The sequence below is a fragment of the Streptomyces sp. NPDC059355 genome (genome assembly GCF_042752335.1).
GTDB lineage: Bacteria > Actinomycetota > Actinomycetes > Streptomycetales > Streptomycetaceae > Streptomyces.
In genome coordinates, this window is record NZ_JBHYXN010000050.1 from 36,570 (window position 1) to 56,881 (window position 20,312).

The 20,312-nt window shown below is 70.5% G+C and carries 17 protein-coding genes and 1 pseudogene; 9 read left to right on the forward strand and 9 right to left on the reverse strand.

The genetic code is table 11. The features are described from left to right. Positions 1–50: 50 nt before the first annotated feature. Positions 51–680, forward strand: a pseudogene (locus ACFXGI_RS32955) (IS5 family transposase); the annotation flags it as partial. A 115-nt stretch (positions 681–795) separates the two neighbouring features. On the opposite strand, the gene ACFXGI_RS32960 reads toward ACFXGI_RS32955, so the two are convergent. The 3 genes from ACFXGI_RS32960 to ACFXGI_RS32970 form a co-directional block, all read right to left on the reverse strand. After that, on the reverse strand, positions 796–2,805 hold the full coding sequence (locus ACFXGI_RS32960) for a WD40 repeat domain-containing serine/threonine protein kinase (protein WP_384714758.1): 2,010 nt from the start codon (positions 2,803–2,805) through the stop codon (positions 796–798). Between the two features lie 5 nt (positions 2,806–2,810). Further along, the gene (locus ACFXGI_RS32965) at positions 2,811–3,194 is read right to left on the reverse strand and encodes a transposase (RefSeq protein ID WP_384714812.1); all 384 of its coding nucleotides are present in this window, start codon (positions 3,192–3,194) and stop codon (positions 2,811–2,813) included. A gap of 598 nt (positions 3,195–3,792) precedes the next feature. Continuing rightward, positions 3,793–4,518: a hypothetical protein gene (locus tag ACFXGI_RS32970; RefSeq protein ID WP_384714761.1), complete on the reverse strand. Its 726-nt coding sequence runs from the start codon at positions 4,516–4,518 to the stop codon at positions 3,793–3,795. Positions 4,519–4,966: 448 nt separating this feature from the next. On the opposite strand from ACFXGI_RS32970, the gene ACFXGI_RS32975 reads away from it, so the two are divergent. From ACFXGI_RS32975 to ACFXGI_RS32990, 4 genes are all read left to right on the forward strand, one after another. Then, a complete protein-coding gene (locus ACFXGI_RS32975; protein WP_384714764.1) occupies positions 4,967–5,650 on the forward strand; it encodes a hypothetical protein in 684 nt (227 codons plus the stop codon). Between the two features lie 1,145 nt (positions 5,651–6,795). Then, a complete protein-coding gene (locus tag ACFXGI_RS32980) occupies positions 6,796–7,434 on the forward strand; it encodes a helix-turn-helix domain-containing protein (protein ID WP_384714767.1) in 639 nt (212 codons plus the stop codon). A gap of 113 nt (positions 7,435–7,547) precedes the next feature. Continuing rightward, a complete protein-coding gene (locus ACFXGI_RS32985) occupies positions 7,548–7,913 on the forward strand; it encodes a hypothetical protein (RefSeq protein ID WP_384714770.1) in 366 nt (121 codons plus the stop codon). Between the two features lie 356 nt (positions 7,914–8,269). Further along, a complete protein-coding gene (locus ACFXGI_RS32990) occupies positions 8,270–8,764 on the forward strand; it encodes a DUF4279 domain-containing protein (RefSeq protein WP_384714773.1) in 495 nt (164 codons plus the stop codon). A gap of 677 nt (positions 8,765–9,441) precedes the next feature. Here the strand turns inward: ACFXGI_RS32990 and ACFXGI_RS32995 are convergent. After that, positions 9,442–11,052 carry an alpha/beta hydrolase gene (locus tag ACFXGI_RS32995; protein WP_384714776.1) on the reverse strand — a complete coding sequence of 537 codons (1,611 nt, stop codon included), beginning with the start codon at positions 11,050–11,052 and terminating at the stop codon, positions 9,442–9,444. 430 nt (positions 11,053–11,482) lie between these two features. On the opposite strand from ACFXGI_RS32995, the gene ACFXGI_RS33000 reads away from it, so the two are divergent. Next, positions 11,483–11,884 (forward strand): hypothetical protein, encoded by a 402-nt coding sequence (locus tag ACFXGI_RS33000; RefSeq protein WP_384714815.1) that lies wholly within the window; start codon positions 11,483–11,485, stop codon positions 11,882–11,884. A 595-nt stretch (positions 11,885–12,479) separates the two neighbouring features. Here ACFXGI_RS33000 and ACFXGI_RS33005 read toward each other — a convergent pair. The 3 genes from ACFXGI_RS33005 to ACFXGI_RS33015 form a co-directional block, all read right to left on the reverse strand. Further along, positions 12,480–12,839, reverse strand: coding sequence for a hypothetical protein (locus ACFXGI_RS33005; protein ID WP_384714779.1), 360 nt, complete (start codon positions 12,837–12,839; stop codon positions 12,480–12,482). 22 nt (positions 12,840–12,861) lie between these two features. Continuing rightward, on the reverse strand, positions 12,862–13,275 hold the full coding sequence (locus tag ACFXGI_RS33010; protein WP_384714782.1) for a hypothetical protein: 414 nt from the start codon (positions 13,273–13,275) through the stop codon (positions 12,862–12,864). Between the two features lie 137 nt (positions 13,276–13,412). Then, a complete protein-coding gene (locus tag ACFXGI_RS33015; RefSeq protein ID WP_384714785.1) occupies positions 13,413–14,150 on the reverse strand; it encodes an SDR family oxidoreductase in 738 nt (245 codons plus the stop codon). A gap of 169 nt (positions 14,151–14,319) precedes the next feature. On the opposite strand from ACFXGI_RS33015, the gene ACFXGI_RS33020 reads away from it, so the two are divergent. Beyond that, a complete protein-coding gene (locus tag ACFXGI_RS33020) occupies positions 14,320–15,150 on the forward strand; it encodes a helix-turn-helix transcriptional regulator (RefSeq protein WP_384714788.1) in 831 nt (276 codons plus the stop codon). 718 nt (positions 15,151–15,868) lie between these two features. Here the strand turns inward: ACFXGI_RS33020 and ACFXGI_RS33025 are convergent. Then, entirely contained in the window at positions 15,869–16,267 is a 399-nt protein-coding gene (locus ACFXGI_RS33025; protein ID WP_384714791.1) for a DUF4440 domain-containing protein, read from the reverse strand. Between the two features lie 886 nt (positions 16,268–17,153). Beyond that, on the reverse strand, positions 17,154–17,783 hold the full coding sequence (locus tag ACFXGI_RS33030; RefSeq protein ID WP_384714794.1) for a hypothetical protein: 630 nt from the start codon (positions 17,781–17,783) through the stop codon (positions 17,154–17,156). Positions 17,784–17,965: 182 nt separating this feature from the next. Here ACFXGI_RS33030 and ACFXGI_RS33035 point away from each other — a divergent pair, with 182 nt between their 5' ends. Together ACFXGI_RS33035 and ACFXGI_RS33040 are read left to right on the forward strand one after the other, a co-directional pair. Continuing rightward, positions 17,966–19,249, forward strand: coding sequence for a sensor histidine kinase (locus ACFXGI_RS33035; protein ID WP_384714797.1), 1,284 nt, complete (start codon positions 17,966–17,968; stop codon positions 19,247–19,249). Then, a complete protein-coding gene (locus ACFXGI_RS33040) occupies positions 19,246–19,944 on the forward strand; it encodes a response regulator (RefSeq protein ID WP_384714800.1) in 699 nt (232 codons plus the stop codon). The genes ACFXGI_RS33035 and ACFXGI_RS33040 overlap by 4 nt, the downstream gene beginning before the upstream one ends. Positions 19,945–20,312: the final 368 nt, after the last annotated feature.

Consider the following 20,312-nt stretch of genomic DNA (forward strand, 5'->3'; position numbering starts at 1 on the left):
GCGACTCTGCTGCGGGCCACCCGCCGCGCTGAACCCGCACGAGTGAGGTGATACGACCGCCGGGTGGGGGCCGACGGCGGCCGGGTGACCGCGAGGCCCTGGCCGCGATCATCTTCGTGGCCACCTCGGGCTGCACCGCGTCATCCTCGACGAACTCGGCGCCGGAGGCCAGTTGGACTGGTCGCGCCGCGCGATCGACTCGGCCGGCATGCGGGCTGCAAAAGGGGGCCATCGACGGGAGCCTATCCGACCGATCGCGGCACGTTGGGATCGAAGAACCATCTGCTCACGGACCGGAACGGACTGCCTCTTCGCTGGGTATGTCCGGTGCCGCACATACATGACAGCCGAGGCCTTGAACCGCTCGTGCGGGGCATCCCGCCGATCCGCTCACTGCGCGGCCCACGACGGCGACGACCGGCGAAACTACACGCCGACAAGGGCTACGACTGCGATCACCTGCGCCGATGGCTTCGCGGGCGTGGAATCCGTCATCGCATCGCCCGTAAGGGAGTCGAGTCCTCAACCGGCTGGGCCGGCATCGCTGGGTGGTAGAGAGAACCGTCTCCTGACTCGCAGGCTGCCGTCGGCCCCACCGCCGCTACGAACGCAAGGCAGAACACTTCCCCGCCTTCGTCGGCATAGCCGCAGTCCTCATCTGTCACCGCCGCCTCACCTCCCTCCGGTCCATCTTCGGTGAGACGAACTCGCATGCGTCCGTCTTCGCTGCGGGCCGGCAGTAGGAAGCGGTCTTGGGCCATGGGGATGCCAACGGACCGGCCCGGACAGGCATGCTCAGGTCAGAGCCCACAGCCGGACGGTCTTGTCCCGGCTGCCGCTGGCGAGCAGGGTTCCGTCGGGGCTGAACGCCACGGAGATCACCTGATCTCCGTGGCCGGTGATCGTGGCGATATGGTCCCGGGAAGCCGTGTCCCACAGCCGGACGGTCCGGTCGTCGCTGGCCGTGGCCAAGGTCCTGCCGTCGGGGCTGAAGGAGACCATGGTGACGAAGTCCGTGTGGACTTTGGCGAGCGTGCCGGCCAGGGTCCCGGAGGCCAGGTCCCAGAGGGACGCGGTGCCATAGGGCTCGGAGACGGCCAGCGTCTTTCCGTCGGGGCTGAGTGAGATCGACTGCGTGGTGCCGCCGTTCGTGGCGATGTCGGTGCCCTTCATGGACCTCATGTCCCACCGGCGGGCGGCGGGGCCGGGTCCCGCGGAGGCGGCGAGGGTCTTCCCGTCGGAACTGAAGGCCACCGCGTACACGATGCCGCCGGGAACGTCGAGGCTGCTGGTCCTGGTCCGTGCCGTCACGTTCCACAGCAGAACCATGCCGTCCTGACCGCCGCTGGCGAGGATCTTCCCGGTGGGATCGAACGCCACGGCCCGGGCTCTGGCGGTGTGGCCGGTGAGCGTGGCCACCGGCTTGCGGGTCGCGGTGTCCCACAGGCGCACCGTCTTGTCGGCGCTCGCGGTGGCAAGTGTCTTCCCGTCCGGGTTGAACGCCGCGGAGAACACCATGTCGGTGTGGCCGGTCAACGTGGCCAGGTGTGCGTGGGCCTTCACGTCCCAGAGGCGCACGCTGCTGTCATCGCTCGCGCTGGCGAGAGTCTTCCCGTCCGGGGTGAACGCCAGGGAGTTGATCATGTAAGTGTGGCCGGTGAGGGTGGCGACGCAGGCCCGGTCCGAGCTCGGCGAGCGGGACTTCCACACCCACGCGGCGCCGGTTCCACCGACGACGGCGGCGGCCCCCGCGAACAGGACGGCCCGGCGGCCGGGTCCACGGGGCTGGCGGGCGGCGGACGGCCGGGGTGGCGCGGGTGGCGCCGGTGTGGGTGACACCGGCGTCGGCGCCCGTACCGGACCGGTCGCCGGTCCGGTGGGTGGGTGGACCGCCGGCTGCCGCGGGGCCGGCGGCGCCGTGACGGTCGAGAGGAGGTGCACCTGACGCGGTTCGGCAGGGCGCTGGTCGGGTTGGGTGCGTGGGCCCCGGGCCGCATCCAGCCGCTCGGCGAGCTCGGCGGCGGTGGGACGCTTCCCCGGATCCTTGGCCAGCAGCTCCTCCAGGACGGGGGCGAGCTGCCCCGCGTGCCGGGCCGGTGGCAGCGGCTTCGTCATGATGGCGTGGAACAGCGACATCAGGCTGGGTGCGGCGAAGGGTGCGGTGCCCTCGACGGCGGCGTACAGCGTGGCCCCCAGCGACCAGATGTCGCCCGGCGAGTCTGCGTCCCCGCCTTCGAGCTGCTCGGGCGGCATGTACTGGGGGGTGCCGACGATGATCCCCGTGCGCGTCAGTCTCGTCGCGCCGGAGCCGTCCAGGACCCGGGCGATACCGAAGTCGGTGATGATCGTACGGCGGCCCTGGAGGAGGACGTTGTCGGGCTTCAGGTCCCTGTGCACCACCCCGGCGGCATGGGCCTGCGCGAGCGCGTCGGCCATCTCCGCACCGATGGCCGCGACCTGTTCCCACGGCAGCCTGCCGTCCTGTTCGACCAGCGCGCCGAGGGACCGGCCGGCGACGAACTCCATGACGATCCATGGGGCGCCCGTGCGCTCGACCACGTCGTGGACGGTGATGATGCCCGGGTGGTTGAGCTGGGCAGCCACCTGGGCCTCGCGCAGGGTACGCCGGAGCAACTGCTCTCGCTCGTCGGGCGCGATGCCCTCAGGCAGCAGGACCTCTTTGACCGCGACCTGCCGGTCCAGCGTGGTGTCGTGACCGCGCCACACCCGCCCCATACCGCCCTGTCCGACCAGCTCGATCAGCCTGTAGCGCCCGCCCACCAGGCGTGCCCCTGCCCCCGTCATAGCGGTCACTGTAGGCCGCCGGGGACCGAGCCGCGCCGGTCCCGGGGATTTGTCACCAAGACGTGGAACGGTGAGGGAACGCAGCCGATCTCACCAGCGGCATCGGCCGCGGCCTGGACCTGCTGGAGCAGGCGTTCCCGGGTGCCGTGGGCAGACCGCAGCCGGTGGCGTTCGTAGACGGTCTTGCACGGCCCGAAGCGTTCGGGCAGATCACGCCACTGGACCCCGGTGCTCACCCGGCGCGGAATCCCGTCGATCACCTGCCGGTGATCCCGCCGCCTGCCGCAACGCCTATTGCTGACCGGCAGAAACGGCCGCAACCGTTCACACTCCGGATCACGCAGATCACCGGGCCCCCTGCCAGGCGGAACGATCCGGAGCCGCGTCAGTCACAAGATCACGTGACCTCCGGTTCTCAGTCCGCGATGAAGGGTGCGTACCCGACCGGGACCTCGCTTACCCCGGTCCGAGAAGAGCGGAGTCGGATCGTGTGCGTTGGTCTCGATGTGAACCTCATGGAAGTCGACCCCGACAGCCTTCGACCAGCGGTGGGCAGCCTCCGACTCAGCTTGGCACCCTAGGTCGTGTCGTCAAAGTCCCGTCTGGCCGGCGGGGCCTGGCACGCACGCTCGCCGCGTTGTCGTCAGTCACCGACGCTCCGCGTCGATTCCCTCCTCCGCCTTGCGATCGCACGCACCAGGCCCCGCCGGCCCCGCCCTCCCGGGCGGCCGACGCCACTTTGACGACACTCCCTAGGGCGGCCGGTCAGCTCACTCCGGCCCTCGACGTGACGGGCCGAGAACATCATGGAGGGAGCTGCCCGGGCCGGCGGCTTCCTCCATGACCCGCAGGTCAACGACCTCTGCAAGGGCTGCCATTGGAAATGGCCCTCGCTGCGTGACTGTTCGGGCACAGTCCTGGCCACGGCTCGGTCCGTCGGCCGGACGAAGCATGCTCGCCGGGGCCGGGCCGGGTGCGCAGGAGGTGTCAATAGGCCCGGATGTAGTACTTGGTGGTCGTTGCGCTGATTGAGCAGTCGTTGGTGCTCTGAGCGGAGATGTACGTGTATCCCGGGGGAACGGTGCACGCCCACATGTTCGACTCCGGAGTGCGCAGGTAGTACTTGGTGCGGGTCCCGCTGGTCGAGCAAGTCTGTGTGCTCTGTACGGAGATGTACGTAAAGCCTGCGGGCAGAGTGCAGGCCCACAGGTTGGTCTCCGGGGTGCGCAGGTAGTACTTGGTACCGGACCCGGGCCCGCAGTCAAGGGTGTTCTGCACGGATATGTACGTGAAATCGGCGGGTGCGGTGCAGGCCCACAGGTTGGTCTGCGGGGTACGCAGGTAGTACTTGATGCTGCTGCCGCCGGGGCCGCAGTCCGAGGTGTTCTGTACGGAGATGTAGGTGAAGCCGGCGGGGAGCGTGCATGCCCACAGGTTGTCCGCGGCCGGCTGGACAAAGTACTGCGTGCTGCTGCTTCCGCAAGTGGAGGTGCTGGAAGTCGTGGTGTAGGTGTAGCCGGGCGGGACGGTGCAGGACCAGAACCCGGCGGCGGGACCGAGGGTCGTGTCGGTCGCCGCACGGCGGGCGTCCGTGGCGACCGGACCCGAGGGCTGGGCCGCGGCGGACGCGCCGACGGGGAGGAGGGCGGCGGCCAGCATGACGGTCGCGCTGCCGGCGCCGAGCAGGAACGTCCGCAGTTTCGATCGGACCATGAGGAATGCACTCCTGGCTGTCTGTTCGTTCACGGGACGGAACCATGACGTGAGGAGTGCCGAGGCCGATCCGCCCCGGCCTCCCAAGGACGCGCGGTGGAATATTTCCACGCGCATCTGACCCGGACAAGTACGAGATCGGGCAAGTTGGTTCGTATCAGGTCGCATGCACGCGGCCCCGACCTGGACCGCCCTGCGGCCCAACACTCGGCGGTCCCGCCACCTCGGCCGGAAAGGACCCGGGCAGAGCACCTCACGACAGGCCCGACCGAGCCCCGCACCGCCGGTCCGTCTCATACTCCCGGACGGACCGGCGGCAGCGCCCGCATTGTGCCGAACGGCCTCCCGATCCGCCTGAGGCGCCATAGAGTCGGCCTCCGGATCGCCGCGGGCCGACGGGACCGGTTTCGTCCCTCCCGGGCCCTGGTGCACGGCAAGGGGAGGGTTCATGATCGCGTCCCGATGGGTCGCTGGCACCTGGGTCGCCGCCGCCGCGTCGGCCGTGACCGTGCTGGCGGGTTGTGCAGGCACGGACTCCGGTGGCGAGGCCCTGCCGGGGGACTCCCGGCCCACGACGGCGGCGTCTGCCTCCTCCTCGGCCGGTCCGGCCAGTCCCACGGCCACCGCCGCACCGTCCACTGCCTCGGGTCCGTACTTTCCCGTCAACGCGTCCGGATGCCACGACAACGCGGAGTGGCAGGCCAAGGACCGCTACATCTGGCTCGAACTGCTGTCGAGCCGGGATCCGAGCAGAGGCGGCGTGCGACTGTCCGGGCCCGACCCGGACCACTTCGGCGGCCCGCTCTGCCTGCCCGAACGGATCCACATCCAGTACTGGCTGGTCCACGGGAGGAACGGCAGCTCCTCCGTCAGCCTGGAGTCCGTCTCCGACAACGACCTCCAGACCACCGGCGACAAGGAACAGAGCTTCGCCACCCCCGCCGCGGTCACCCAGCGCAACGCTGCCTGCGACGGCATGCTGCTCGCCGTCTACGCGGGCGAGCCCCTGAAGGACGCCGAGATGCCCCGGAAGCTGTCGGCCGTCGACGCGGTCGGTCAGCAGCTGTTCCCCAACAAGCGGGTGGCCCTCGAGGGGTACGTCGGCCCGACCGGCACCGCGACCTGCACCTGACAAACGGCGCCTGCCCCGACCCCGCAGACCGCCGCCGTCGGCCGCACCGGCGCCGGCAGGCCGAGACCCGGCTACCGTGAAGCCGGGCAATGAGGCGGAGGCGATGCCGGCGAAGCTCCCGGAACCGCCACCGTGTCCGCCGTCGGTGCCGCGGCCATCACGGCTCGGCGGCGCAACCGCAGCGCGGCGGCGCAGCCCGAATTCCCCTGCACGGCCCTGCCCTCGCCATGCATGATCGGCTCCGGAGGGGCCGCGGCCCCTCGGACAGCACACCTTTGGGGGAAGGGCACATGGGCTTACCGAAGCCGGTGAACGGCGCGACAGCACAGACTGCACGGCTGAAGGAACTCCTGCGGCACGCGCGCGTGGGCCCCGACGGCGCAGAGGCGGCAGCACGACGCACCATGGATTGGCTGGCCAGGACACTCGGGGGCACCGCCGAGGTCCTCTGTCCCGGAGGCAAGGACCACGGGGCTGAGGCGGCGGCCGTGGCCCGGGGTGAACTGGGATCGGCCGTCGTCTCCGAAACGGGTAGTCACACCCGGATCGTTCCCCTGGGCGGCGAGGCACCGTTCCACGTCCTCGTCGTCACCCGGGCACGTCCCTTCGACGGAGAGAGCGCCGCCCCTGGCAAGCTGTGCCGCCATCATCCTCGGACTGCTCCGGCGGGTGGCGGGAGCCGAGGACGACCGCCGGCAACGGGAAGCGAGCTCGCTCCACCTGCGTCTCGCCGTACTGCAGCTGCTGATGGGCGGGGACGTGGCCCTGGCCCAGCGGACGGCAGCCGGAACGCAACCGGGGCTGCTGGACGCCAACCAGGCATGGATGGCCTTGCTGGAGGTGCCGGTGGAGGAACGTGGCCAGGTGGCGCGGGAGTGCGAGGAACTGACCGCCCGACGGGCCCTTGTCGTTCCCTGCCCCGCCTACGACAATCACGTCATCATCGTGGTGCCCGTCACCGAGGCCGGGGCCGCCGACTGGATCTGTCCCGCCCTGTCCGAGTACGTCGCACGCCACCCACGCGTGTTCCTGGGGCTCAGCCGCCTCCACCCGCTGGAGCAGGTCGGCGCAGCCTACGAGGCGCCTACCGCAACCTGGTGGCGTCCCGGTACCTGCCTGGACGCCGTGCCCGGCACACCGATCGCATGGACCCGGTGGACCTGCTGCCGGTTGCCGAGGCGGCCCGCTGGGCATCGGACCTGCTCCAGCCGTTGGAGGCACTGCCGGTACGGGTCAGGGGCCAGTTGCTGTCGACGGTGTCCCTGGCCCTGAGGTTCACCGCCGTGCGGACGGCGAAGATCATGGGGGTCAGCCGCAACACCGTACGGTCACGGATGGAACGGGCGGGTGAACTGCTGGGCGCGGACTTGGGCGACGTCAGGGTACGGGCCACCCTCCACGTAGCCCTGCAACTGCGGGACCGGCCCAGCGCACCCGGCTGCCACGGCCCGGGCCTGCCCGCCCTGATCGGCACCGACGCCGGCCGGGCATGGGCCCGGGACGTGCTCGGCGCGCTCGACACGGACGGCCGCGACCTGCACCGCACACTGGGGGTCTGGATCCTGGCCAACTGCGCGGTCGGTGAGACGGCGGAACAGCTCGGTCTGCATCCTCAGACGGTCCGTGAGCACCTGCGGCGTGCGGAGACGTTGCTGGGACGAGAGCTGACGGCCGGCGGTGTGGACGTGTACGAGCTCGCGCTGGCCTTCCTCGCGCTCTACGGTACGCACCGTCCGTTCCTCGAACAGATCTCCATGGCGGAGGGCTCGACCGTGCAGCGGTGACTGCATCCTGCCCCGCAACCGTGCACGGGTGAGATACCGGCCGACCGGCACTCGCTCATAGGTTGAGCGCGTCGGGGCCGGTCACAGCCGGCCCGCTGAGCAGAGGAACGGACATGCAGAAGAATCGATTTGCCCGTCTCGGTCTCGTGGCCGCGACCATGGCCGCCGTGGCCGTCGGAATCGTTGCCTCGCCCGCGAGCGCGGCGAGCGCGACCTGCGAGAGCTGGGGCGGAAACGTCTGCACCAGCGGATCCATCCCCGCCAACGGCAACCACCAGGTCTGCTTCGGCGGCAAGCACAAGGCCCTCAGCTACTGGGGCCGCGCCGAGCTGTGGGACGCCGACTCGGGTGTGATGGTCGGCTCCATCGCCACCAACGCCTACCGCTACCAGCAGAAGTGCGTGGGCGGCCTGTACGGGCAGCACTACTACGAGCGGGGCACCGGCGGCGACTTCCTGGGCGAGGTCTGGAACGACTGACCCCGCACCACCACGAGGGCCTGTACCGGGCGGGAAGCCGGTACAGGCCCTCGTGCCACCGTGCAGAGCCGGCGGCACCGGCGGCCGCGGTCCGTACAAAGGCAGGTGGGTGTGGCAGGAAGGGGCACTGCCACACCCGCCTGCACCGGTCGGGCCGCCACGGCCGACCATGACACCAGCGGGCCCCTCCGGCTTCGGTCACCGCCCCCTTGCCCGCTGCACGAACCCGCCGCCTCGATCCAGGCGAATCTCCGTGGACCAGCCCGCCGTCCCGCAGATATCGGCCCGGATGCCTCTTCGTCCGTACGTCTTTCGCGTTGTTCAGCCAGCGAACCTCGGCGGCGGAGATCACCGCGTTGCTGGGCACCGAACCGGACGAGGGCTCCGTCCGCGGCAGCCGTTCAACCGAACCCGCGGCGATACCCGTGAGCCACTCCTGGAAGATCGTGTGTCGAGAGCCGGGTTTGTGTGTCGACGAGCAGATCACCCGCGTCCTGGACAGACTCCGTCCCCACACGGCCCGAATCGCCGAACTCGCTCGCCGCCTGGCCGCGGAAGAAGGCCAACACGGCGGAGGAGCCCTGGAGGTCGTGCGCCACTTCAACGACACCGACCAGGAACAGCCGCCCCTCCGGCCGGGGACCCAGGAAGGTTCCTACCTGTTCGGCTGGCACCTGGACCGCGACGTGCCGTATTTCCTCACCGCCACGGGAGCCGTTCTCGACATCGGCGAGTACGACATGAGCGACCCCCCATGGCCGGCGAAGGAGCCCAACCTGACAGCCTCCCCGGGCTGTCATCCAGTAGGAGGGGCTGAGGAAACGGGACTGGCTGGCCGGGTGGGACTGTGAGCTGGTGGAGGCCGTCCGGTCCTCCCGCCCAGAACCTGATCGGATCCATGTCGTATTGAGGCACCCCCGTAACCGGGCCGATGCGGCTCGGCCCTGGCTCCGGTTCGGCATGCCCCTCTCGATCTCCGCGGACGACCCATCAGCCCAGGCCGAGCACCTTGAAGCGCGGCTGGCCGAAGGCGGCCCCCGTGCGACCGCCGAGGTCTGGGGAGGTTCGCACGATGCGAGCAACTCGGATACCCGTGGTCGCCGGTCTTTCCACCGTTCACGTGAGCGGCAGAGAGCGGCAAGGTCGGCCCCTCCCGGGCTTGGGCATCCACTCGCAACCGCCATCCCCATGGGGAAACATGACCGCGAGGGCGGGGATCTGCACGACTCCGATCGTATGGATCGCAGCCCGGCGTCACCGGAATCGAGGTCGGCTACAGGGGAGTGGGAACTGGTCGTCTGGGAGGTCGAAGCGGGCCGGTTGTCGTTCGAGGCGTTACAGCGACCACGCCCTGACGGCCCCCCGGAAGCTCTGCCCGATGACCACGGACCCGGCCAAGGCCCGGGATTGGCGTGAGGCCTCGACGGATGTGGCCGGGGTGGAGGGCATCTTGCGGACAGGGTGCGCGGCCGACCGCTTGACCGGGTTCAGCCGATCGCAGCGGGGGACGGGCGGCCGGGCCCTGTCGTCAGCGGGCTCCGGCACCCTCCGGATCCGGGGTGGGCGGCGGGTTGTGGCAGGTCACGTCCTTCGCGGGCAGCCGTCCCGTCGACAGGTACGCGTTGACGGGTATGTTGGCGCAGGCCGTGGGGTTGGAGAGATACACACCATGCCCCTCACCGCCCAGCGCCAGCACCATACGCGACCCCTTGAGCGCCTGGTGCAGCCCCTGGCCGGTGCCGAGCGGGGTCATCGGATCCCACTCGTTCTGCACGGTCAGGACATCGGCCCGGGTCTTCATGGGCGTGGCGGGCTCCAGCGGCCGCTGCCAGAAGGCGCACGGTTTGATGTTCGACGCGAAGTCCCCGTACAGCGGGTGCTTCACCTTGTCCCGCGCCGCGTCCCGCGCGTACTGCTCCGGATCGCGGGGCCAGCTGTCCGTGTCCCCGCATACCACGGCCCAGTACACGGCGGTGGCGTTGCCGGCGGGAACGGCGTCCGGACCTTCCGACGCCCCTCCCGCGTCGATGCCCGGGCCGGCGGCCCGGATGCCGCCGAGCGGTGACTGCGCGCCGGGCCCCTTCCTGTCGGCGCCCTTCCCGCTCGCGCCCGGAGCGGTGCCACCCGGCGGCTGGGGCGCCTTGTCGGCCGATGCCTTGATGGACTTGACGACGACCGAGGCACCGTGGGGATCGAAGAAGAGCGACGGGTCGGCCCTGATGTCGTCACCCGTCATCTTCTCCCCGTAGTGGATGATCGGGTCCCGGTCGGCCCGCGCCACCAGCGCCCAGAAGGTGGCCGAGACCGCCTCGGGCGTGGCGCCGAGCCCATAAGTGTCCGAGCGCTCCGCCGCCCACCGTGTCCACCGCTCGAATGCGGGCTCGGCTTCGGTCCCCCACGCCTGGATCATGCCGCGCCAGACGCGCCCCGGGTCCACGCCGCTGTCCAGGACGAACCGGTCGGTGCGCTCCGGGAACATCTGGGAGTACACCGCGCCGAGGTACGTCCCGTACGAGTAGCCCAGGTACGAAACCGTCCGCTCCCCTAGTGAGGCGCGGATGACGTCCATGTCGCGCGCCGTGTTGCGGGTGGTGATGTACGGAATCACATCGCCCGACTTCTCACGGCACTTGTCGGCGATTCCGCGCGCCCAGGACACGTCCGAGGCGAAGGTCTCGGGCCGGTACGCCCCGCCGACGCCCACCTCCGCTTCGCTCAGATCACCACAGCCGATCGGGCTGCTCTCGCCGACGCCGCGCGGGTCGAAGCCGACGAGGTCGTAGCGGTCGCGGACGTCCTTGGGTATCTCGGCATTCGTCCGCATCGGCCGGTAGAGTCCCGAGGTCCCGGGGCCGCCGGGGTTGAGGAGGAGGACGCCACGCCGCTTGGCGGGGTTCTCGCTCTTCATCCGGGATATGGCGAGGTTCAGGGTGCGCCCTTCGGGACGCTGGTAGTCGAGCGGCACCTTGAGGGTGGCGCACTCGTACGCCGCCGGCCGATCGGGGCTGCAGCGGTGCCAGGCCGGCGTCTGTCGCAGGTACGCGGGGGTCGGGGCGGCGGAGGCCGATTGCGTCGCCAGCCCGGGAAGGGCGGCGGCGAGGAGTCCGGAAGTGGCGAGCAGTCGTGTGAGACGTTTCATGCGAGTGGTCCCGTTCCTTCGTCGGGTGAAATCGCTTGCGCCTCGACTGTGTTGGACGAGCAGGTCAGACCGGAACCCTCCCAAGAACGATCTTCCGTCCCCCGCACGTACCACCTGTAATCCGGACACGTGGCCGAGACTCATACCCAAGTTCCGCGTATCCGCCGGGGCTTCCGGGACGGACCCGCCCGTTCACTCGTAGTCCCCTCCCCCTCAGGAAGGACGACCGACGGCAACCAGCGACAAGGGATCTTGTGGACAGGGTTCGCGGTTGACCGGTTGACCGGTTGACCGGCTGACCGGCTGACCGGGTCCAGCCGATTGCGGGGGAGCCATCCCGGCCTTGGGACTGGTAGGCCCGAATGTTCAGGCGGTCACGTACTCGCCGGAGCCGTCGGCCCATCGTCACCCTGTGTCGGTGCCCTGCGGCATGATGATCGGCGTGAACACGGAGGTACTGATAGACGTCTGGCAGCAGCTTCTCGCCGACCCTCGCAAGTCGTGGGTGTTGTTCGAGCATGGCACTTGTGTCGTGCTGACCACTCCGGACGGGGAGCTCGCCGAACAGGCCACCGACCTCCTGAAGAAGTTCGGCCCGGCGCATGCCGGATCTTCGGCAGGAGACTTTGGGGTGATCGACCTCGAGGACGTCGGGGGATGGGTCGTGACCGGTCATCACAACGACGTCCTTACCTATGTCGGCCCCGATGAGCCTCAGGACCAGTCACACATCACTGTCGGGCTGTTCGGACGTTCCCAGCGCCACCGCGACGGCACCGAGCTTCACGTCGTCCACGTTGAGGACAAACGAGGCTCGGCGGACCCAGCCTGAGTACCACGCTTCGAGTGGATCGGGGACCTGCAATCCCGCGGTGAGGATGGGCAGCCGGTCACGAAGCCGCTGCAACGGAGTCCACATCGCCAGGGCGGAGGCAGGGGTGCGCAGTCCTCCGCCAGGGCCGATCCGGGCGGCCACCGCGACCGCGAGATCCTCATGCCGGCCAGCCAGGCAGGCAGCTCGCAGTCCGCGAAGTCGAAGGTGCGGCGTCGACCGTCCTCGCCCTCGAAGTCCACGCACACGCTGCCGCCCGACGAACGGTAGACCGCCGAGCGAACCTCGTAGCCGGTGCCAGGCAGGGCCGCCCGAACCCCCGGACGGGTGCTCCCGCGCCTGTTCACGCCGCCGGCCGTCTCGTCGACCACGTGCACCGGCAAGTCCCAGCCACCCGGAACCGACGCCATCCTGGTCTCCGTCTCCAGCTCCGCCAGAGTGTGCAGGTAGACGAGCGTGGTGACCACCGAACGATGACCGAGCCGGCGCCGCACCCAGTCCAGCGGGTCACCGAACCCCCTGGTGCAGTGCTCGCGCTGGCGCGGGTGCTGCTCGGCCAAAACCGCCAGGTTCCCGCGCTGCAGCTGCTCCAGAGTCACCACGGCGAAGGTGTGCCGCAGCATGTGCGCGTGGCAGGCCGGCTGCACGCCGCCTGCTCCTGGGCGACGACCTCAGCCCGGTCCCACCGCCGGTAGTCGTCCACGTTCCGCAGCACCGCAGCAGGCACGTACGTCCAACGGGACGAGCTGCCCTTCGCCACCGCCTGCGGCAGCCAGAACCTCACGTAGGCGCCCGACTCCGGTGTCCACCACGGCACCTCGAACACCGTCAGCGCGCACTCCTCGGCCAGCCTGAGCCCGGTGCGGACCATCAGGTCGCAGAACGTCGCGTTGCGCGCCGCCCACCGCGCCCGGAACCCGGATCGTGGCAGGCCCGCCGTGTCGAAGCCCCGCACCCCCACATCCCGCCACAACCGGTTACGAGACCGGCGGCAGCCACTCCGCCCGCACGGCCCCGGTGTCCCGCGCGTACGTCGCCGGCCGGCGCTCGTCCGCCGTCCGGCGCGACAGCTGCGCGCCAACCCGCGGGCGCCTGGCCACCTGCGGGATCGGGCTCGTCGGCACGTGCCCGGCACGCACAGCCCACCGATTGAAGGCGTCCATCCCCGCCACTTCGCGGTTCCGCGTCGCCCCGGCGATGCACGGCCCGTCACCGTCCCGGCGCCGCCAGGCCGGGTGGGCGACGAACACCGGCGAGACGAGGAACGGCGTCCCTGCCTCCAGGCCCGCTTCGCGCAGCCACTCCGCCCGGTTCGCCGTCAGCAGCCGTACATCGAAGGGCACTCCGTCGGGAGGGAGGTCGAACTCCTCCACCGTGGCCCGCACCGCCACGCGTTCACGATCACGGCGCTGGGCATGCGGTCAGTGGCCGACTGTGCACAAGGGATCGTGGTCAAGCCTCTGACCAGCCGCTGTCTCCCGGCATACAGGGGGGACCAAGGTCAGAAGACGAGATACCACCGAAGCGATCATTGAGCACTCGCGGCGGGCCGGACCACGATCTCGTTGACGTCGACCTGCTCCGGCTGGGAAACGGCGTAGGCGATCGCCTCGGCGATGGCGGAAGCGGGCAGTGCCTTGGCGCGGTAGGACTTCATGGCTTCTCTGGCAGCGGGGTCGCCGATGGAGTCGGCGAGTTCGGACTCGGTCACGCCCGGGGAGACGAGAGTGACGCGGATGCTGCCATCGCGGGACTCCTGGCGCAGTCCCTCGGAGATCGCGCGGACGGCGAACTTGCTGGCGCAGTAGACGGCGGCCGTCGGGACGACCTCGTACGCGCCGACGGAAGCGATGTTCACGAAGTGCCCGCCGCCCTGGGCGCGCATAACCGGCAGGGCGGCGGCGACCCCGTAGAGGACACCCCGCACGTTCACGTCGATCATCCGGTCCCACTCCTCGACCCGCAGTGCGTCCAGCGGCGAGAGCGGCATCACGCCTGCGTTGTTGACCATCACGTCCACGCGCCCGTAGCGCTCGCGGACGGCGGAGACGAAGGCGTTCACGTCGGCGGCATCCGTGACGTCCAGGTGCCGGAAGTCCGCGGTACCGCCGGCGGAGGTGATCTCGCGGGTCAGGGCATCGAGGCGGCCGGTGCGGCGTGCGCCGAGGAACACGTGGTGCCCGTCGGCGGCGAGTCGGCGGGCGGTCGCCTCCCCGATGCCGCTGCTCGCTCCGGTGATTGCCACGACCTTGGCTGCGTATGTCATTCCTGTTTTCCTCTCAGCGGAGCACGAGGTAAATGTCGGCGGACTCAGGAGAGTTCGCCCCGCTCACACCACCGAGTCTGGGCAGGTCGAGGCGCACCGGCCAGGACGGGTGCTGCCTGGGTGCACCGCACCCAGGCAGCATCTCGCCGCCACCGTCTAGCCTGACGGCATGCCCGACAACCAGCTGGGAGAATTCCTCCGCGCCCGCCGAGCCGGCCTGCGCCCCCGAGACGTCGGCATGCCCGACCACGGCGTGCGCAGGGTCACCGGACTGCGCCGGGAAGAGGTGGCGGTTTTGGCCGGTGTGAACGCGGACTACTACACGCGCCTGGAACAGGGACGCGAACGCCACCCTTCGGCCCAGGTGCTCGACGCCCTCAGCCGCGCCCTGCGCCTGGACTCCGACGCCTGCGCGCACCTGCACCAACTTGCCGGGACGGCACCGTCCGTCCCGCTCACGCCCACTGCCCCGGACCATATCGGTCCCGCCCTGCGCCAACTGCTGGACGGCTATCCGGGCGCCCCGGCGTTCGTCATGAACCGGGCGCTGGACATCCTCGCGGCGAACGCCCTCGCCCGGGCCCTGTACTCGCCCTTCGAGTCGGCGGACAACCTTGCCCGGATGGTCTTCCTCGACCCGGCGGGACGGCGGTTCCACACCCGGTGGGGCTACACGGCGCAAACCGTTGTGGCCCACCTGCGCCAGGCGGCCGGCATCGAGCCCGACAACCCGCGCCTACGCAGTCTCGTCCGAGACCTCACCGAGCACAGTGCGGACTTCACCCGCCTGTGGAACACCCACGCCGTGCGGGGCAAGACCTTGGACGCCAAGGACTTCCTCCACCCCGACGTCGGCCCCTTGACCCTCACCTACCAGGCCTTCGACGTACGCGAGGCACCGGGCCAGCAACTCGTCGTCTACCAGGCCGAACCCGCCACCCACAGCGCCCAGGCTCTCACCCTCCTCGGGACTCTCCACGCCACCGCGCAATGGTGTTGAGGAGCGCGAGATCGGCTTCCGCTGTCAGCGTTGAGTCCCGCGCTCGGTCAGGACTTCGAGCACCAGGGCGACCAGGTGGTACCTCTCGCCCTCAGGCGCCACGACGTGGGACAGGTGCTCGCGCGCGGTTGCAGCGTCCCGCCAGATCAGGGTTACGGGGAGCGATGTAGCCGAAGTTGCCGCGCAGACAGACCATCCGGATCGTACGAGTGTCGGCCTCTCGGTCATGATCTTCGAGTCGACAGCTCCGTTCCCGGACGAGATCGAGCCAGGTCCCGCGTCGGCGGGTCTTGAGGCCGGCCCAGGCGCCATGGGCGTCCGGCGGAGGTCTGTACCAGGTACGGATCGATGTCCACGCTCGGCACCGGCTGGGAGCCGAGCCGGTGGCAGGCCGGGGCGGTGCCGTAGCCGCTTTCGGTCGTCACCAGTTTGCTGCAGTCGTCGGCGAATCCCTCGCCCGGCGCCTGGTCCTGTGGACCTTGCCCGGCATCCGCCCCGGCGCCGCCATCCGCGTCTTCGCACTCCCAGGACCCGGCGTCTTCCGGATCCTGGTCGCCGCTCTCCTCCCGCCGATCGGGGGTTGCTTGTGTTGCGCACCCTGCGCCCCGCACGCCACTGGTCTCATCCTTGGGGACGCAATGGCTGTTGGCCGCGGTGCCGTGAGGCTGCCGGCGGTCCGCAGCTCACCGGGCTGCGGCCCGGATGTCGGGTCACGGCGTCACTGGGCGACTGTGTCCGCGTGGCGGTGGGCCGTCCGCCACGCCGTGTTCTCGCGGCGGTACACCTGGGTGGCCCGCAGTGTGTAGGTGCGCGGCTCCCCATCGACGGAGGCGCTGACGTGCTCCAGGCCTGCTGTGTAGGCCATGTCGCCCACGACGTCGTACACCAGTAGCTCGAATGCGTAGGAGGTGCAGTGTGAGAAGGACCCGCCGAGGGCGGTGAAGAGAGCGTCGACCTCCGCCAGGCCGCGGGCGTTGCGCCAGGCGCCCAGCACGCTGACCGGCTCTTCGTGCGACCAGAGCGCCCGCCTGGGCTCAGGATCGCCGTCGTGAAGCGCGGCCTCCGCCTGGTACAGGTCGGTCTTGATCCACGTCAGGAAGTCCTCGCTGTCGCCCATGTCTCCATCATGCGATGCGGAGCTCACAAAACGTGCCGGACCGTGCCGATGGCCCCGACGCGCACGGTGCGATCCGGGCAGTTGCTCCGGCGCACAGGTCAGCCGTCCTGAAGTGGCGCGCGCCCGCCACCGCCCCGAGGCCGACGACACAGTGCGCACGCGCCGCAACGCGCACGCGGCCTGGCACCTGCTCAGGGAGGAGGACCCGGGAGCCGCCGCCGACCTTTGGCCGGCCGGCTCTTTGAACTCCGGGTCGTAGGCGGAAGAACCATGAACGTCTCTTTGCCGCCATCGGCGCGCCCTGGTCTGCTGATGGGCTCAACGGGATCCACTCTGTGCGTGCCACGCACCACGGGAGGGGGCCGGAGCGATCGCTTCCGGCAGGTGCCCCAGGGCCGGGTCGTCTCCGTAGCCGATCACTGGCTGCGGAACCTTCGGTTCGGGCGGGACCGGGCCGATCTGACGACGAAGTCGTAAGCCGACGGGGTCGCCCTGTACCTGAGGCCGTGCAGGTCGACGGGCCGGCAGCGGCCCGAGGCGGGCCGAGACCTGGGCCTGCTCATGGTCTGGCTGAAGTACACCCCGGCCGCCGGGGACGGGGTGGTGACGGTGGTGCAGCCCGGCCCGGGGGCGGCGCCGGTACGGGGCGAGCGGCCTCCGGATCGACGGCATTCCACGGCCATCGTACGGACACGTAGAGGCGGGAGATCGAAGCGACTGCGGCCTTGGTGAGTGGGCATTCCGGCGTCAACACGTCGCCGGTCCGGAACCGGACACCACCCCCGTCCTGGCAATGTCGGCCCGTAGGTCATGGCCGTGCGCTGGCGGGGTGCATCGAGCAGAGCTCTGTCCGCCCGCGCACGGCCTTGCTGCCCGTTCCCCGCTGTCACCGGTCCTCGCCGGGCTGCCATCCGGTCGGCAGCGCCGGCAGATCCCGGTGCGTCACCTGGAAGCCTCCCTCGGTGACCGGGGCGAAGGGAGCAGGGGCCATACACGTGCCGACCCGTGGCGCGACGAGCTTGCCATCGACGACGTCCACGTTGGAGACGCCCCAGCTGAAGGCGAACCGGCCGCGGCCGGGGCCCCCGCTCTTGACGCTGAACCCGTATCGCGTGCCGATCTCTTCGGGGTCGGCCGATTTGGTGATCACGGCGGTGAGCGTCGCGGTGTCGCCTCCGGTGACCAGGCAGTCCACGGCGGCCTCGGCCGTCCGGGTCTCCTGCGTCCTGGCCACCCGGTGGGAGAAGGTGACCGTGCCGCGGGCGTCGGTGGGCAATCCCTTCGGCAACTGGTCAAGGGGACGGCTGAAGGGCGCCGCGGTCGCGTCCACGCTGAAGCGGATCTCGTCGTCCGGTGAGTAGGTGTAGAAGATCCGTCCCTGTCCGCTGACCTTGGCGGGGCCGCTCGGCCTGTTCGCGGAGGCGGAGGACGGTCCGCTCAGCGTGGCGAGGACCGTCGTGACAGCCATCGCCACGACGGCGATCCGGCGGCGCGGGGTGGAGAGGATGCCGGACATGCGGGCTCCTTCGTTCGGTGGTCCGCCGTCTCGGCGGCCGTGGTTTCGGTGACGGGCTCCACCCTCACTTCGGAAGCGGGGCTCGGACCATCTGCCGATCAGCGGATCTCCCTCTCCGGCAGACTGCTCTCCTCTGCCGTTCGGCAGAGGAGAGCAGCGGCACTCGCCCGTAGGATCAAGGAGTGAGGAAGATCGAGAACGTCGGGCGCCGCGACGTCGTCCTGGCCACCGCCGCCGTCGCCACCGGGTGTACGGCGCTCGCCGCCGTCGCCGCCGTGTACGGGACTGCGTCGAAGCCCTACGGGGCGCCATCGGCGATCGCCGCCGCGACGACGCTGTCGTGGGCCCTGGCCTGTTGGCCCCGTTCACGCGAACGCCTGGCCCTGCCGCTCTCGCTCGCCGGAGCCCTGTCCCTGGCCACCACTGCCCTCGCGACCCCGCCCACCGTGCCCGGTGCGTCATGGGCGCGACTCGTGGAAGTGGCCGTTCTGCTGGTACTGCTCGTCGTCGTGGCCCGCTGGTCTCCCCTGCGGCCGGCAGTGGGGACGGTCGTGCTGGCGGGTGCGGCGGTGGCGGCGTGGACACTGCCGCTGGTGCCGGAGGCCTCGCTGCTGTCGCTCGCGGGCGCGGCGGCGTTCTGGTCCCTGCCCGTACTGGGTGCAGCCGTGATCGGCGGCTATCCACGGCTGATGGAACACCGCAGGCAGCGTCTGGTCGCCGAGACCCGGCGCACCCAGCAGCTCGAACTCGCCCGCGACCTGCATGACTTCGTCGCCCATGACGTCAGCGGCATAGTGGCGCAGGCGCAGGCCGCGCGCTTCGTCGCGAAAGCGGACCCCGGGCAGGCCCTCTCGGCCCTGGAGCGCATCGAGGCTGCCGGGCTCAACGCGTTGGCGTCGATGGACCGGATGGTGAAAACGCTTCATGAAGCGGACGACGGCGACGCCCGGCGCCTGGGAGCCGACGGTGTCGAGCCGCTGCCCGGCGTGGACGGGCTGGCCCCTCTCGTCGCACAGTTCTCCTCCGCGGGCCTGGCCCCGGCGGCGATTCTGCACGTGGCCCCCGGCGCCACGGACGGCCTCTCGCGGGCTGCCGGTTCGACGGCCTACCGGGTTGTCGTCGAAGCCCTCACCAACGTCCGCCGCCACGCCCCCAACGCCTCTCAGGTCGAGGTGACCCTCACCCCGGCCCGTACGCCCGACGGCGCGCCCGCCCTCCGTGTCGAGGTGGCCGACGACGGCGTCGGCGGACGACCCACCGACCGGGGTGGCCCGCGTACGGACATGCGGCGGGTGGGGGACGGCCACGGCGGTCGGGGTCTGAGCGGCTTGCGCGAGCGCGTACGCGCCACGGGTGGAACGTTGGCCTACGGGCGCCACAGCGACGGCGGTTGGAGGCTCGTTGCGGTGCTGCCCGTGGCGTCGGAGTCGGCAGACGCCCCCGTTGCGGCGGAGCGCTCCTCGTGAACCACGCACCCACCCGCATCCTGCTGGCCGATGACCAGGACGACGTCCGCAGCGGCTTCCGTCTCGTCCTGGACTCACAGCCCGACATGACCGTGGTCGGCGAGGCCGCCGACGGAGCCACGGCCTTCGAGCTGGCCCGGAGCCTGCGGCCGGACGTCGTCCTGGCCGACATCCGTATGCCGCGACTGGACGGCCTCGAGCTCACTCGCCGCCTCGCCGACCCGCAGGCCCCGCATCCCACCCGGGTCATCGTCGTCACCACCTTCGACCTCGACGAGTACGTGCACACCGCCCTCCACAACGGCGCCAGCGGTTTCCTCCTCAAACGCTCCGGCCCCACCCTGCTGATCGAGGGCGTCCGAGCGGCCATGGCCGGTGACGCGCTGATCAGTCCGCAGATCACCGTCCGCCTCCTGCGCCGGCTCGCGCCGCCGCCGCCGTCGTCGTCGCTGCCGTCCGCCGCCCGCCCGCAGGCGGAGGCACGCGCCGCGGATCCGCTGACCGACCGCGAGCGCGAGATCGTGCGTCTCATCGCACGCGGCCACACCAATGCCCGGATAGCCGCCCAGCTCTTCATCTCGCCGGGAACGGCGAAGACCCACGTCGCCAACATCCAGACCAAGCTGAAGACCGCGAACCGGGTCGGCATCGCGGCATGGGCCTGGAAAACGGGGCTTGCCACCCCGGAGCCGTGAACCGGCCCGCATCGCTGGTCCGCGCTCCGGGCTGGACGATGTCCGCGGACGTCGTCCACCAAGGCAGAGACCAGAACACGGCGGCTCTGGCACCGGACTCCCTCCTCGGGGGTTGTGCCGGTTGCCCGGCAGCGGCCGGCCAACCATGACGACGCGGCGGGTATCGGCGTCGATGTCCACCTGATAGCAGCGGTCCGTGCCGGGAGTACCTGCGGCGCCGGAGCATCGAACGGGCGATCAACCGCTTGAAGCAGTCCCGCGCGGTGGCCACCCGCTACGACTGTGAGGATGTTGGGGTGCCGCTCCAAGCGGTGGCCTGACTCGCGCTACGACTGGCCCTGGTGCCTTGCGTTTGATCTGTCGGCCAC